Below are 15730 nucleotides of genomic sequence, written 5' to 3' on the forward strand. Positions count from 1 at the left end.
CTGTTATTCGCCTCAAAAGTATAAACTTTCTGTGAAAAACATTTCGTACTTTTGCGGTTAGTATACAGTTATTATATATGTAATGAAACAGATCTTTATATTTCTAGTCATACTTTTTAGCCTGACGCCAACGGTCTATTCACAAAACGCCCCGTTAAAGCTAGGTGCCGAGCGGATGGATGTCGTCACCCGTTTGCTTAAGGATAAGCGGGTCGGATTAGTGGTCAACCAGACTTCCATTTTGGAAAAGCGGCAGATTCATTTATTAGATGCGCTAGTAGCGGAAGGCATAGACGTTAAGAAGGTGTTCGCTCCGGAACATGGATTCCGGGGAACCGGTGACGCCGGAGAGGAGATAAAAGATAGCCGGGACTTGAAAACAGGCATCCCCATCATCTCTATTTATGGAAAAAACAAGAAACCGTCCACCGAGCAACTGGGCGACCTCGACGTGATTGTTTTCGATATACAAGATGTAGGTGCCCGTTTCTACACCTATATCAGTACGATGCATTACGTGATGGAAGCCTGCGCCGAAAACAACAAAGAGTTTATCGTGTTGGACCGCCCGAACCCAAATGACTTTGTAGACGGGCCGATCCGCCAAAAGGGATTTGAGTCTTTCGTAGGTGTCGATCCGCTCCCGATCTTGCACGGCTTGACCGTAGGGGAATTGGCATGGATGATCAATAAGGAAGGCTGGCTGAAAAGTACGCCCGATACCTGTCGGTTAAAGATCGTAAAGATGGAGAATTGGAAACACGGAGATCCCTATTGGTTGCCGGTCAAGCCCTCTCCGAACCTCCCGAATGACCAGTCTATCCGCCTGTATCCGTCGCTTTGCTTTTTTGAGGCTACGAACGTTAGCGTGGGAAGAGGAACCTATTATCCGTTTCAAGTACTAGGTTTCCCGGATCCTAAATACGGGAATTTCACTTTTACCCCGACCTCCTTACCCGGATTCGATACCAATCCCTTGCAAAAGGATAAAGTATGTTACGGCATCGATCTGCGGGAATATCCGTTCGAAGGAGGATTAACCTTGCGATTCTTCCTCGACTTCTACAATAAAGCGGGAAAGGATCAAGCCTTTTTCTTCTCCCGTCCGAACTGGTTCGATTTATTGGCAGGCACGAAGCAGCTCCGCTACCAGATCGTAAGGGGCTTATCCGAGAAAGAGATCCGGGAAAGTTGGAAACCCGAGCTAGATCAATACAAGGCCATGCGTAAAAAGTATTTACTTTATCCGGACTATCCTACTCAAAATAAAAAATAAGAACGAATGAATTATTGGGAATCGCATACCCAAGTCGCCGTACGTTTCCGCCGATTCGACCGGAAACGTTACGCCGCATTCCGGAGTATGCACAAAGTCATTAACATTGGAGTCGTAACAGCAAGTACGCTACTATTCGCCCTGCCCGACACGGCGCAAGCTCAAAAGACAATCGAGCCTAACCGGACCGGCGAGGAAGCTTCCGTAGAGCTGGAAGAGGTAGAAGTTACCGCCTCCCGTGCGCCTATCGCACGGAATCAAGCGACCAAGATCGTGACAGTCATTCCCGCCCGTGAGATCGCGACGGCACCTGTCACCAGTATCCAGGATCTTTTAGAATATGCTGCGGGAATAGATGTCCGGCAACGGGGAGAAGGAGGCACCCAAGCCGATATCTCCATTCGGGGAGGGACGTTCGACCAAATAGCGGTTCTCTTAAACGGGGTCAACCTCTCCAACCCACAAACTGGCCATTATAGTTTTGACCTCCCGGTGAATCTCTCGGACATAGAGCGCATCGAGGTGGTATCCGGCCCTTCTTCCCGTATATTCGGGGCCAGCGCTTTCGCCGGAGCGATCAATATCATCACGAAAACAGGAAAAGAGAACAGGATCTCGACCGACAATTACGCTGGAATGCATAAGCTCTGGAAACTGGAAGCTGCCATCAATCACGCGACCACTCATTTCGGACAGCGCCTTTCCGCAGGGTATGCCTCGTCCGGAGGGTATATAGACAATACAGACTTCAAACAATTAAATCTTTTTTGGCAATCGGAACTTAAAAGCGAGGAGGCCGATTTCCAATTCCAAGCCGGATACAACGACAAAGGTTATGGAGCGAATAGCTTCTACTCCGCTTCCTACCCCAACCAATACGACAAGACTCGCCGCTTTTTCCTCTCCGCCGGAGGAGAAACACATGGCAAAATCAAGTTCACCCCCAAGGTATACTGGACCCGACATTTCGACCGGTACGAGTTGTTCCGTAGCGATCCCGCCGATTGGTATACCGGGCATAATTACCATGAGACGGAAGTATTCGGAGCCAACCTCAACGCCACGACACAGTGGAAACTAGGAAGAACCAGTATGGGCGTGGAATTCCGAAACGAGGGAGTAAGGAGTAACGTATTAGGCAAGCCGATGAAGGAACCGCAGGATGTTCCTTTCGAGAAAGAGGGGCAATATCTAAAAAGCGATAACCGAAGTAACATCAGCTACTTTCTTGAGCATAACGTATTATTACGCCGCTTCACGTTGTCAGTCGGGGTCTTGGCAAACTATAATTCGGCCTTAAACGAAGGGATTCATTTCTATCCGGGAATAGATGCCAGTTACCGTATCGGGGACAATTTCCGTCTGTATGGGAGCTGGAACCGGGCATTGCGTATGCCGACTTTCACCGATCTTTATTATGAGGGTAAGACGAATAAAGGAAATCCGGACCTAAAACCGGAGGAAAGCGAAGCATTCGAGGTCGGACTGAAATACAACACTTACTTCCTCCGGGCTCATATAGCCGGCTTTTACCGAAAAGGCAAGAACATGATCGATTGGGTGAAAGAGAAACCGGAAGATATCTGGGAAAGCCAAAATCTGACAAAAGTCGATAACCTTGGTTTCGAGACTAACCTGAGTTTATTACCGAGGGAACTGGGCAACGAACGGTTCTTTATCCGGAAAATAGAACTGGGATATGCGTTTATCCATCAAGACAAGGATAGTGAGGGGTATATATCGAATTATGCGTTAGATTATCTGAAGCACAAGTTCACGGCTCAATTAAGCCATTCTATCTGGAAAGGTTTTTCGGCCACTTGGTATGTCCGTTGGCAAGACCGGGCCGGTAGTTATACTAAATACGAGAATCTTAAGCCGGCTTATGAGGAACCTTACGCTCCTTATTGCTTAGTAGATATGAAAGTAAATTGGGAATATCAGCGGTTAAATCTATATGCGGAGTTAAATAATCTGCTCAATTCCACTTATTATGATCTGGGAAATATCCCCCAACCGGGTATTTGGTTTAAGGCAGGATTCCGTTATAGTTTCAAATATTAATACCCAGTTGTAGAGACGGGGCGTGCCCCGTCTCTACAACTGGGTGATTTTATTTTTGCTTTTTGATCACCAACAACTTATCATTATTGGTCCCGAACAAAGCGATTTCCGTAACAGGAGCCGCCTCACCCTGTGCCTCAAAGCGCACCACCTTATTAAGCGCTTCCAGCAACTCACGTTCGCCGCTCATATCCGGGCAAGCCATTCGGGTAGTCGCTACCTGTGGGAACTTAATGATATTTTTATAAGCATCATTATATTCGATCTTCCCCATCAACCGATTGCAACCGGCATTTCCTGAAAGCCCTTGACGAGCCACGTCGAACACCAAAACCTGATGAGTCTCCTCGGGATTCAACGTCTTACCGTTCATCTCCACGACACCCCATTCACCATCCAGATCCGAGAAAGAAGCTACCACCGCTTTCTTGGATTTACAGCCGGCGAACAAACCGACGCCTACCAAAAGCAGGCAAATATAAAAAAGACCTTTTCTCATTAATTTCTCTCCAATACTAATAATACATTACCATCTTGGTCTACCAACAACATCTCATTCTCATCTTTTCCGGCCTTCACGGAACGAACCTGATCCATCGATTGAAGCACGCTCGTCTCCAAATCCATATTCGGACAAGCCATCATAGTCGTAGCGCCCGGAGCGATCGTAATAGAAGATACATCTTCCGGATCTAACGTGATCGTCGTATTGAATAAATTACAGCCTGTATTTCCATGTAATTTCTTCTCAGCCATATTGAAGTCCATCTGTGGCAGGCCTTCTTCCAAGACTTTCTCACCTTTCACTTCTACCACATTCCATTTACCTTCCAACTTCTTCACATCTGTCTTGACGTCTGAACAAGAAAACATCATCCCAACGAAAGCGGGAAGCAAAAACGCATAAAACAATACCTTTTTCATCTTCATCATAATCTTTTATAAAATATCTATTGTAATTAGTAAGACGCAAATAGAAGGCAAAATGTTCCCAAGAGCACCCTGTTTTAGCTTATATTAACAGGATTCTTGATTAACATCCTCTTTTTCCACTTCTGCGTTCGCCACCGCAAACAGAGTACCGCTCCCCTGGAACACTCGTCCAAAGCAAAAGCGAACCACATCCCCGCTAAGCCTAATCCGAACACGATACCGAACATATACCCGCAGAACACGGCAAAGAACCACATACAGAATAACTCGATAATTACCGGGACCACGACGTCGCCTACCGAACGCAAGCAGAATAAGAACAGCAGTACCGTGGCCCGCCCTTGCTCCAAGAGTACATCTACCAGCAAGGCTCCCATCGCAATCGTTATGATTGCTTGATTCTCCGTGAATATCCCCAATAAAGGACGTCCCAGCAGATAAACCCCGGTACTAGCGACCAGCGTAATCAGCAACGACCTCCTCCAAGCATACCAACTCAATAAATAAGCGGCTTGCTTCTTTCTCGCGCCCACCAAATTGCCGGTACAAATAGAAGTAGCTTGCGCGATCGACAAAGAAAAGATATAGCCGATTATCACGATATTCATCACATAAACACGAGCTGTCAAGTACTCATTACCCAGCATATTGATAAAGTAGACAATCGTCACCTGCGAGGCATCATACGAGATTTGTTCCGCTGCCGAAGGCAAACCGATCTTCAACACGTCTCTCAACTTCTGAAACGGGAACGGACGGAAATAAGCCAAAGGGATACGAGGCACCAACCGCTTGAACAGCATGATAAACAAAAGTGTCATCGCCACTCCCCGGCAAACAGAGGTAGAGATAGCCGCTCCTTGTACACCGAGGGCAGGGAAACCAAAATGGCCAAATATCAACGCATAATTTCCAAACACATTCAATACATTGATCAGCAAGGTCACCTGCATCGCGTAATTCGGCTTGTTCGCCGCACGGAGCACCGCCGATATCGTAAAACTAACCGCTTGGAAGAAGCCGAACCCTCCGACAATATGCATATAAGTCGCAGCGTCCGGCATCAGATCCGGACGGATATCCATCAGGACCAACATCTCCCTACCGAACAAGAAAAGCATCAAGCTGATCAAGCAACCGATTCCTGCGTTAAACAGCAAAGACGTCCCTAATACCTGAATAAAACTTTTATGATCCTTCGCCCCGAAATAGAGGGCGCACATGACGGAAGTTCCGGTCGTGGTAATATTGAACAGCAGGAATACCATGTTCAGCAATTGATTCACCACACCTACCGCCGCCACCGCGTTATCGGAATGATGGCTCAGCATAAGCGTATCCACCACGCCTAAAGTCAACATCAGCAAGGTTTCCAGAAAGATAGGCCCTGTTAATTTAAATAATTTGCCTCTCAGCCCTCTCGGGGCACGGAATAGTCTATACATGTCCATTGATCTGCTTTCTACCTAAACACCTTTTTTACGAGTCCGCGAAGGTACAAAGCTTTACGCTAAATAGGTTTCGCTATTTCTATTATTTTCCGTAAGTTTGTATCCGGTTGAATAATTTTTGATGAACAAACGAAGACAAATGGACAAGAAACTACCTATATGTATCGTATTAGTCATGTTGATGAGTTGTTTCTCCTGCAAACAGCCCCAACAGCCCACGGAAGACGCAGACATGGATACGCAGTGGGTGGATAGCTCACAGCATCTGTATCAATACGGCATCTGTATCGATTCCTTGGACGTAAAAGAGTATTTGATGAAAAACGGGGATAATCCCGCCTCCATCTTCTCCGGGCTGGGCTTCACGGCCTTGAAAGCAGACAGTATCAGCAGGGCATCCACCCATGTCCTCGATCCGACGAAACTGCGAGCCGGCATGCATTATTACACATTTTCCACGGTAGATTCCTTGGAGACGATCCGATATATCGCCTTCGCCAAGTCGCTGACCGATTATGCCGTAATCGACTTGACCGGCGATACGATCAACGCCTATGAATTTAATAAGCCGATCACCCTCAAGAAAAAATATACGGAAGGAGTATTAAACTCTTCCCTATGGAACGTGATCAAGGCCAACGGAGGTGATCCGTATCTGGCGATCAAGATATCGGACGTGTACGCTTGGCAAATCGATTTCTTCGATATCAAAGATGGAGACTCATTCAAGGTTCTATACAATGAGGCTTACATCGACGATACCACCGCCTTGAGCATCGCCTCTATCGAGGGGGCGATCTTTACGCATCAAGGCAAAGAGTTTGTAGCGATTCCTTTCACCCAAGACAGTATCTTCGAATACTTTGATGAGGAAGGGAACAGCCTTCGCAAAGCGTTCTTGAAAGCCCCATTAGACTTTTTCCGGATCACATCCCGTTTTACGAACGCCCGTTTCCACCCGATCCTCAAACGATACCGGGCGCATCATGGGGTTGATTACGCAGCACCGACCGGTACACCGGTACGCAGCATCGGAGCTGGTACGGTTATCGCCAAGGGATATCAAAACGGCGGGGGCAATTTCTTGAAAGTGAAACATAACTCCGTATACACCACGACTTATATGCACTTAAGCCGCTTCGCCAAAGGAATCCAAGTAGGCAGCCATGTGCAACAAGGCCAAGAAATCGCTTATGTAGGCTCCACCGGACTCTCTACCGGACCGCATCTAGACTTCCGTGTCCACAAAAACGGGCAACCTATCGATCCGCTAAAAATGGAAGCTCCCCCTTCTGAACCGGTGAAACCGGCCTATAGAGATAGTTTCGCTTTCGTTAAGCGGCAAATCTTGGCGGAAATAGATAGCTTTCATGTAGCCACAGTTAGTAAAGCATCTGTTATATATGAGAAAGATAGTATCAACCATTTAAATAACTAGCGTATGAAATTCTTGGGGAATATAATATGGTTACTCTTCGGAGGGATTATAACAAGTGTAGAATATCTGATATCCAGCCTAATACTAATGATAACGATCATTGGTATACCTTTTGGCCTCCAGACCTTAAAATTAGCGATACTGGCTTTATGGCCTTTTGGCAGCCGTGTCGTAGACGAGGGGAATTCCGGAGGATGCCTGTCACTTATCATGAATGTGATCTGGATATTCGTCGGAGGCTTTTGGATTTGCCTTACGCATCTGGGATTCGGCCTTTTGCTATGTATCACGATCATCGGCATCCCTTTCGGCATGCAACATTTTAAGATGGCAGCTTTAGCCTTGGCGCCTTTCGGAAAGAGCATCCAATAAGGGAACGTCTGACTTTTCTGTAGAAGACAGACATCCGGCAAGAATTTAGGCTAGGATAAGGTATTATACCTATTTCTTTCTATACCTATACATTCTCGCTCCTTATTCTATTTCATAAATCACGGTATGGTACGTACAGACCACGCCTTGGTTTGTATAGATCAAGCCTTGGTCTGTAGAGTTCACGGCGTGATCTGTAGAATTATACTAGATATTCAAATGAATTCATCCGATATCTTTCAAGTATTCATAAAGAAGGAGGGAAGTATAAATAGCGTTCATATACATCTCCCTCATAGGGCCTAGGGGCGTTATAGCTCGATCTGGGAAACCGAAACCGGAGTATTCATGAAGATAGAGGCCGCCTCAGAAAACTTCTCTGCCGACTCCGTGGTAAGAAAACGGCAACTTCCTCCCTTCGTGAGTTTACGATCCATTTCCGGGTGACGCCCTAAATAATCTCGTAAACTCTCCGCTACATGCTCGCCTTGCGAGAATAGAGTGATGCCGGAAGGAAGAAAAGCACGGATCTTATCCATCAAAAGGGGATAGTGAGTACATCCCAAGATAAGCGTATCGATTTGCGGATCTACGGATAATAGATGGTCGATATGCTTTTTCACGAAATAATCCGCTCCCGGAGAATTAAACTCATTATTCTCCACCAAAGGAACCCACATGGGGCAAGCTTCGCCTGTCACTTGGATATGTGGGTACATCCTGCCGATCTCTATCGTATAAGAATTGGACGTAATCGTACCGCTCGTACCTACGATACCGATATGTTTGGTACGGCTGATCGTATCCACTAACTCAACTGTAGGACGGATGACTCCCAATACACGACGATTGGGATCCCATGTAGGCAAGTCTTTTTGTTGGATCGTACGAAGCGCTTTCGCGGATGCCGTATTACAAGCCAAGATCACCAATTGGCAACCCGACTCAAACAGACGCGATACCGCCTGACGGGTAAATTGATAAACGACCTCGAACGAACGGGTTCCATAAGGAGAACGTGCGTTATCGCCCAGATAAACGTAATCATAACCGGGCATCAACTGATGGATCTTATCGAAAATCGTAAGTCCGCCATAACCTGAGTCAAAAAGACCGATCGGACCGGGAGTTTGTGGAAACATATCAGAACCTTTCTTTTATAAAGTACAAAGGGTGCAATCCTTTCGGAAAACACCCCCTCTTTTATTCTATAGAATAAATTTTCTCGCTAATTACAAACCGAGTTTCGTACGAACAAACGGAGTTGCGTCTACTGCGTTAGTACCCGTATAAAGCAAAGCTGCCGGATCGATGATATACGTATATCCCTTCTCCTCGCCTACCTTCTGGATAGCCTCGTGCAACTTCTGTTGGATCGGTTGCAACAATTCTTGTTGTTTCTTTTGTACGTCTTGCTGAGCTACCTGAACGAAGTTATCCATACGTTCTTGGATATCTTGAATCTCTTGCATTCTTCTCAACTTGATATTTTCTGTCAATGAATCTTGCTGCGCTACGAAGTCTGAATATTTCTTTTGGTATTCATCTTGCATTTGCTTCAATTCAACTCTATATTTCTCATTCAAGTCTGCCATTTGTTTTTCCATACCAGATACCTCCGGCATAGCCATAAACACCTCTTGAGTTTTTACAAACGCAATTTTAACTTCCTGAGCGATAGCTCCCAACGGGAGAATCATCAACAATAAAACAATAAGTTTCTTCATTTTTACTATATAATTACTTTGTTATTAATCAAGCTTTCACACTTTTCATGCATAAAGCGCACAAATGTAAGCATTTATTTTGAATATCCTAACTTAATCAGCACTTCATTACTGATATCGATCTTCGGAGAAGCGAAAATAATGCTCATAGCTGAAGCTCGATCCCAAACAATTTGATATCCCTTGTCTTCCGAGATTTCTTTCACCGCATTATACACCTCGTCTTGAATCGGTTTCATCAAACTCTCGCGTTTCTTATATAACTCACCCTCAGGACCGAAATATTTACGCTTCAGATCTTGCGCCTCTTGCTCTTTCTTCACGATCTCTTCCTCACGTTTCGTTTTCATCTCGGCAGAGAGGAATACCAAATCGCTCTGATAATTCTTATACATATTCTGAGCTTCTTGCTGAATCGCTTCCACCTCATTTTGCCATTTCTTGGAAACTTGGCTCAACTGCTCATTGGTCATTTCGTAAGCCGGAATATTCTTCAATATATATTCCATGTCGATTAAAGCGAACTTCTGTGCCATGCCGGCAAAAGAACAAAGCAACATCAGACAGCTCAATGTGATAATCTTTTTCATACTCTCTTTATTTATAGTTCTACTTTATGACTGCAAATATAACAGAGGGTTTACTTACAGCCTACCAATATTCGTTAAAAGTATTTATTTAAATGTAGAGACGGGGCGTGCCCCGTCTCCACATACGGAACACGCCCCGTCTCTACATACGAAGCTATACCCGATCTATATTTTAGAATTCCTGTCCGATGATAAAGTGCAGGTTACTACCGCTACGTTTACCATTAGATCCATAATTCGGCTCGTCGAAACCATAAGCCCAGTCGAGTCCCATCAAACCGATCATCGGCAAGAATATACGGACACCGACACCGGCGGAGCGTTTCAAGTTAAACGGATTAAAATTCTTCAAATCAGTCCAAGCGTTACCAGCCTCCACAAATACCAATCCGTAGATCGTAGAGGAAGGCTCCAGCAAGAACGGATATCTCAACTCCATAGCCAAACGAGAATAAGCGTATCCATAAGAGTTGTAACCACCATTACCGGCGATACTACCATTCTCATAACCTCTCAAACCGATCGTTTCCTGAGCATAGGTACTGGAGTAACCACTCATACCGTCACCACCCATATAGAAGGTCTCGAACGGAGACTTCTTATTTTTATTATAAGTACCCAAGAAACCATACTCAACACGGGTCATCAATACCGGCGTACGTTTCACGGTCAACGGAGCCAACGGAGAGAAGATCTTCGCTTTGAACTTCCATTTATGATACTCGATGAATTTATACTTATCCGGGTCTGAGCTTGACATCGACGCATAATCCTTACCATCGAATAAAGAGTAAGGAGGCGTAGCAGCTACAGACAACATGAATTGTGAACCCTTACGAGTATACAACGGGTTATCGATAGAGTTACGTTGCAACATCAACTCCAAGTTGATATTATGGCAATTTCCGTTATTAACCAAGAAATAGTCCCAATCATGCATCATATACAACTGATAGTTCAACGTCGCCATGAACTGGAAGTAGTCGTCCGGCCAATTCAAACGTTTACCATAACCGGCCGCTAAACCGAACATCATGATAGACTTATCCGGGTCGTAAGCATACTCATAACTATTATTGTAACCATAGTTGCCGTAATAGTTGCTACCATAGCCATAACCGCCCCCATAATAACCGGGATAACCATAGCCATAGCCCGGATAGCCATAACCATAACCGGAATTGGTCAAGTAATTGCTACTGATATCGGTTTGCTTTGAGAAATAAGCGCTGACAGACAATGTATTCGGTCGTTTACCGCCGAACCAAGGATCCATGAAGGAGATGCTGTAAGCCTGATAGTAACGCCCATTCGTCTGGCCGCTCAAGGTCAATGTCTGTCCCTCACCTTGCGGGATGATGCCCTTATAGGTTTTCGGGTTTAAGAAGTTCTTCATAGAGAAGTTCGTAAACTTCAAACTTAACTTACCGATCACACCCGTCTGTCCCCAACCTGCGGAGAACTCGATCTGGTCATTCGCCTTGGAAACCAAGTTATACTCGATATCCACGGTTCCATTCTCAGGATCAGGCAGCGGCACCGGATTCATGTTTTCCGGGTCGAAGTGTCCCATCTGGGCCAACTCACGAACGGAACGCATCAAATCCTCGCGGCTGAACAACATACCCGGCTTCGTACGCAACTCACGGCGAACGATATCCTCATACAGACGGTCATTACCATTAATGATAATACGGTTGATCGTCGCTTGCGGACCCTCTTGGATACGGATCTCTAACGAGATAGAGTCATTCGCTACATCCACCTCTACCGGATCGGCGTTGAAGAACAAATAACCGTTATTAAAATAGACATTCGAAACGGCATCCTCATCCGTACTCAAACGTTCGTTCAATTTCTTTTGATTATACACCTCGCCCGGTTTCATACCCAGCACGGCCATCAAATAGTCCGTAGAATATTGCGTATTACCCACGAAGCGAATATCTTTCAAATAGTATTTCTCACCTTCATCCACTTTCAAGAAGATATCTACCTTCTTCTCGTTAAAGTTCGCTACGCTATCGGACAACAATACGGCGTCGCGATAACCATGCTCGTTATATTTAGCGATTATATTTTTCTTATCGTTCTCATATTCCTCAGTCGTGAACTTCTTCGTGCTGAACATCTCCATGATACTGGTTTTCCAGTCGTTCGGCAAGCTGAACTTCTCGTTCGTCTTCTTCATCGCCTTCTTCAACTCCCGGGCGGTCAGTTTTTCGTTACCCTCAAAATAGATACGATGGATCTTGGTCTTTTCATTCTTATCGATATTGATATCCACGATCACCTCACCTTCATTCGCGGGATCGTCCTTTTGCTCGATCTCGACATCCACGTTCTTAAAGCCTTTGCCATCGAAGAACTTCTGGATCACGATCTTGGCACGGTCCATAACGTTCGGCGTCACCTGGAAACCTTTCTTCAAGCCCAGCTTCGCCTCCAAGTCCTCACGCTCGCCTTTCTTGATCCCGTGGTAATTGACTTGCGAGATACGCGGACGCTGCTTCAGCTGGATCTCCAGCCAAATCTGGTCGCCCTCGATCTTCGTCGCCAAGATCTTCACATCCGAAAACAAGCCATGTTTCCAAAAACGCTTCACTGCTGTAGTGATCTCCTCTCCCGGTACGGTAATCTCATCGCCTACCGACAAGCCCGAGAAGCCGATCAACACAAAATCATCATAATTCTTGATACCCGTAATCTTTATATCCGCGATCTTGTATTTCTTCGCGGCCAACGAGTACGAAATGACCGGCACTTCTGCCGGCGCCTCAACTTGGGTAGTGTCTATTTCTTGGGCAAACGCACCGCAAGCGAAACCCAAGCAAATAAAAAACAGCACTATTCTTTTGTACATATAACAGCTATTGTTTATAAGATTAATTGCTCACTTGTCTTACCGAAACGACGCTCACGTTGCTGGTAATACAATATAGCCTCATACAACTCTTCTTCTCTGAAATCCGGCCAAAACACATCCGTAAAGAAGAATTCAGCATATGACAACTGCCATAGCAAGAAGTTACTGATGCGTTTCTCTCCTCCGGTCCGTATCAAAAGATCGGGATCGGGGATATTTTTGGTCGTCAAGTGGTCCGAGACCATAGCCTCGGTTATATCATTGGGGTTTATTTTCTGTTCCAAGACCTCTTGGGCGAGTTGCCTAGCCGCTCTGGTGATCTCCCACCGGGAAGAATAACTAAGCGCCAGAACAAGTGTGGTTCCCGTATTCGCCGAAGTCGTATCGATACATTCTTGCAATGTATTATAAGCATCCTCACGCAAGCGGGAAAGGTCGCCTATGGCGGTAAGGCGAACGTTTTTCTTCATCATGTCCGGAGTCTCCCGGTGAATGGCGGAGACCAGCAAGCTCATCAGCGCTTGGACCTCTTCTTCCGGACGATTCCAGTTCTCGGTAGAGAAAGTGTACAACGTCAGATATTTCAATCCGAGTTGAGTGACCGCATCCATAATCTTACGGACCGAAACAACGCCTTCCTGATGCCCGAAGCTACGGTCTTTCCCCTTCGCCTTGGCCCAACGTCCGTTCCCGTCCATAATAATTGCCACGTGCCGTGGCAAGCGATTCTTGTCTATTTTCTCAATCAACGACATTTTTTATCTTACTAATATTCACTTATATTTTTCGCATTGTTACAAGTACGGCACCTCGGGCCGAAATCCCATGTAACAGACAACAACAAGAAAGAGTACCAATCTTTATTCTTAAGAGCGCTACCCTTAACACCATACGGATCGTCCAACATGTCCTTTCCCTCTAGGCCATCGCCAAATAACTTACGAAACGAGAACTCGCACCCTAAATTAAGGCGGTTCTTGATCTTATATTTCATGCCCACGCCTAAAGGAATATTCGGGCTGGCGAAAGTCTTCCCGCCACCCGGAGCCACCGTCAGCCCTATGCCCACCAAGACATAAGGAGAGAAACGCTTCGCTCCCGCATAGTCGAACTTATCGCTATACGGGAAAAAGTTGAACTCTGCCTGTCCCCCCAACTCCATGATACTACGGTTGAAAGAGGTTTGGGCATTATTCGGAAAAACGTTCTCCATACCTTCGGTCTTACCGGAAACCTGTCCCCACATCAAGTTGGCTTTCAAGGCCCAACGAAAGTTGATGTTATACCGGAACACGGCTCCCACCGCCGGATTCATTCCTTTAAATATCGTATTCTTGTTGGCGTCGCCCATATAAAAGGCGCCACCAGCCATACCACCGATCTCGTACTTATATTCCTGCGCCCAAAGCGTAGGAACCGTACCCGCTAATAGGATTATTATGAGAAGCCGCTGAAAAAAAGTTGAAGTCATAAGCCTTGCTGTTATATATACCACACTTCTTTTTCTAACGCTAAAAGCCTCATAAAATTATACATCTCCTATCGAACTTTTCTATTCCTTCGGGATCAAACGATTGATACGGCCTCTCCAAAGTTGGTTCAAGTCATTGGAGCCAGTGCTGGTCTTTCCTCCGAAAATGTTCACGAAATTCTCTTTATCCACAATAATTGAGGAAAAGCCTCTCGCCGCATAGTCGGTCGGTAACACCACCATCGAGTCGATCAACGACCAAGAAATACCATAATCTATCGATTGATACATATCTTTCAATGCCTTGTTCGAAGCGTCGATACCTCCGATCAAGAAAAACTTATCGTCATAATTAGTGATCATCGCTCCCTCACGCTTCGTGAAGTTTGCGTCACCGGAAGCCATCAACGCCCAAGAGATACCATCCATGGTCGCCCAAGTCGTATTAACCACTTGGTTGTCCACGGTACGTCCGCCGGCGGTCATCAAGTACTCATGATACATCGCAGCATATTGGAGATTGCTAAATCCGGTAACAGGGAATTCGCTGGGCACCGCGCCTCCGGCGGTCCACTCCATGGATTCGTTCATCGCATAGAACGATAGCTTTCCTTCCTGATCCACGATCGTCGCTAAAGCGGAAGGCTGTTTCGTGCCCTGCTTCACGCTACCCAAAACGTATTTCACGGAAGGGGCGTTCTCTACAGCGCTCCAAGTCAAGCCATCCTCGGATCTATATAAAGTGCCATTTGTAGCCGGCACATATAAAGCATTGTTATACTCGGTAACCTGGGAGATCAAAAGCCCATCGGAAGGCAGACCGGTCAAGGATAATGACTGCCAGCCCTTAGGCGCGCTTACCGGAGCGTAATATAATTGGTAAGGTTTACCGGACTCGGCGGGTTTCACATACATAAAATAATTCTCCGATCCATTATAATCGTAGGTTACCACCTTCTGATCCTTCACGGTAATGCCAATCATAGGATTTGCGTACATACTCCAAACCATAGAGTCCGGAACCACTTGATGGATATTCACCTGCGCCATATAGACTTTTGTCGTGACTTGGTCATACGCATGAACCACGAACTTTACCGGAGCAGAGAAATTAATGGAGTCTGATAAATTGTTTAAGTAATAAGTAGAGTCCGGATAAGCATACGGGCTTACCTCTATACCGCTAAGCGCATAGCTACTGACCGCCGTAATCGTACAAACAACTTTCTCGATCTTCGTGCCAAAAGGCAGAGAGTCAATGTTAAAAATCCGCCCCGTCAGTTGGTCGATCGTAAACTTCACGGTATCCAACCCCGAGATAGAATCACTACTTAGCTTAAAAGAGGATATTTGGCAGTTCTTAACCAATTCTATATCAGTGACATCTTCTGATTTCAAACAAGAAGACAACACTAATGCAAAACAACCTGTTATAAATAGTACTAATTTATTTTTCATCAAAAACATAAGTTTGTCGCATATAAAGGCACAAAAGTAGAAACATTTTTTGCTTTCACCCTAATACCTGCTAATATTTATAAT

14 protein-coding genes are annotated in these 15730 nt (G+C 45.6%); 4 read left to right on the plus strand and 10 right to left on the minus strand.

The annotated features are described in order from the left end of the window. The first annotated feature begins 82 nt into the window (after nt 1-82). Together CI959_RS04140 and CI959_RS04145 are read left to right on the plus strand one after the other, a co-directional pair. Complete coding sequence (locus CI959_RS04140) at nt 83-1276, plus strand: exo-beta-N-acetylmuramidase NamZ domain-containing protein (RefSeq protein WP_036632950.1); 1194 nt, start codon at nt 83-85, stop codon at nt 1274-1276. 6 nt (nt 1277-1282) lie between these two features. Continuing rightward, nucleotides 1283-3340: a TonB-dependent siderophore receptor gene (locus CI959_RS04145; protein ID WP_057316724.1), complete on the plus strand. Its 2058-nt coding sequence runs from the start codon at nt 1283-1285 to the stop codon at nt 3338-3340. 49 nt (nt 3341-3389) lie between these two features. Here CI959_RS04145 and CI959_RS04150 read toward each other — a convergent pair whose 3' ends face one another. From CI959_RS04150 to CI959_RS04160, 3 genes are all read right to left on the minus strand, one after another. Beyond that, nucleotides 3390-3839 carry an META domain-containing protein gene (locus CI959_RS04150; RefSeq protein ID WP_005858959.1) on the minus strand — a complete coding sequence of 150 codons (450 nt, stop codon included), beginning with the start codon at nt 3837-3839 and terminating at the stop codon, nt 3390-3392. Then, complete coding sequence (locus CI959_RS04155; RefSeq protein WP_008777929.1) at nt 3839-4273, minus strand: META domain-containing protein; 435 nt, start codon at nt 4271-4273, stop codon at nt 3839-3841. Before CI959_RS04155 ends, CI959_RS04150 begins: the two co-directional genes overlap by 1 nt. 74 nt (nt 4274-4347) lie before the next feature. Then, nucleotides 4348-5718, minus strand: coding sequence for an MATE family efflux transporter (locus CI959_RS04160; protein WP_005858963.1), 1371 nt, complete (start codon nt 5716-5718; stop codon nt 4348-4350). A gap of 145 nt (nt 5719-5863) precedes the next feature. Here CI959_RS04160 and CI959_RS04165 point away from each other — a divergent pair, with 145 nt between their 5' ends. Then, entirely contained in the window at nt 5864-7162 is a 1299-nt protein-coding gene (locus CI959_RS04165) for a M23 family metallopeptidase (protein ID WP_008772654.1), read from the plus strand. A 3-nt stretch (nt 7163-7165) separates the two neighbouring features. Then, complete coding sequence (locus CI959_RS04170) at nt 7166-7534, plus strand: YccF domain-containing protein (protein ID WP_005858967.1); 369 nt, start codon at nt 7166-7168, stop codon at nt 7532-7534. A 311-nt stretch (nt 7535-7845) separates the two neighbouring features. Here the strand turns inward: CI959_RS04170 and murI are convergent, their stop codons facing one another. The 7 genes from murI to CI959_RS04205 form a co-directional block, all read right to left on the minus strand. Further along, a complete protein-coding gene (gene murI / locus CI959_RS04175) occupies nt 7846-8676 on the minus strand; it encodes a glutamate racemase (protein WP_005867900.1) in 831 nt (276 codons plus the stop codon). A gap of 90 nt (nt 8677-8766) precedes the next feature. Further along, nucleotides 8767-9261 (minus strand): OmpH family outer membrane protein, encoded by a 495-nt coding sequence (locus CI959_RS04180; protein WP_005858972.1) that lies wholly within the window; start codon nt 9259-9261, stop codon nt 8767-8769. Between the two features lie 74 nt (nt 9262-9335). After that, nucleotides 9336-9851: an OmpH family outer membrane protein gene (locus CI959_RS04185; protein WP_005858974.1), complete on the minus strand. Its 516-nt coding sequence runs from the start codon at nt 9849-9851 to the stop codon at nt 9336-9338. A 172-nt stretch (nt 9852-10023) separates the two neighbouring features. Then, on the minus strand, nt 10024-12714 hold the full coding sequence (bamA, locus tag CI959_RS04190) for an outer membrane protein assembly factor BamA (protein WP_008772656.1): 2691 nt from the start codon (nt 12712-12714) through the stop codon (nt 10024-10026). A gap of 14 nt (nt 12715-12728) precedes the next feature. After that, entirely contained in the window at nt 12729-13472 is a 744-nt protein-coding gene (locus CI959_RS04195) for an isoprenyl transferase (RefSeq protein ID WP_005858978.1), read from the minus strand. Between the two features lie 11 nt (nt 13473-13483). Beyond that, the gene (locus tag CI959_RS04200; RefSeq protein ID WP_008772658.1) at nt 13484-14188 is read right to left on the minus strand and encodes a DUF6089 family protein; all 705 of its coding nucleotides are present in this window, start codon (nt 14186-14188) and stop codon (nt 13484-13486) included. Between the two features lie 81 nt (nt 14189-14269). After that, entirely contained in the window at nt 14270-15646 is a 1377-nt protein-coding gene (locus tag CI959_RS04205) for a DUF6242 domain-containing protein (RefSeq protein WP_057316808.1), read from the minus strand. Nucleotides 15647-15730 lie beyond the last annotated feature (84 nt).

Origin of the sequence: Parabacteroides sp. AT13 (genome assembly GCF_002272965.1) — a bacterium.
GTDB classification, from domain to species: domain Bacteria; phylum Bacteroidota; class Bacteroidia; order Bacteroidales; family Tannerellaceae; genus Parabacteroides; species Parabacteroides distasonis.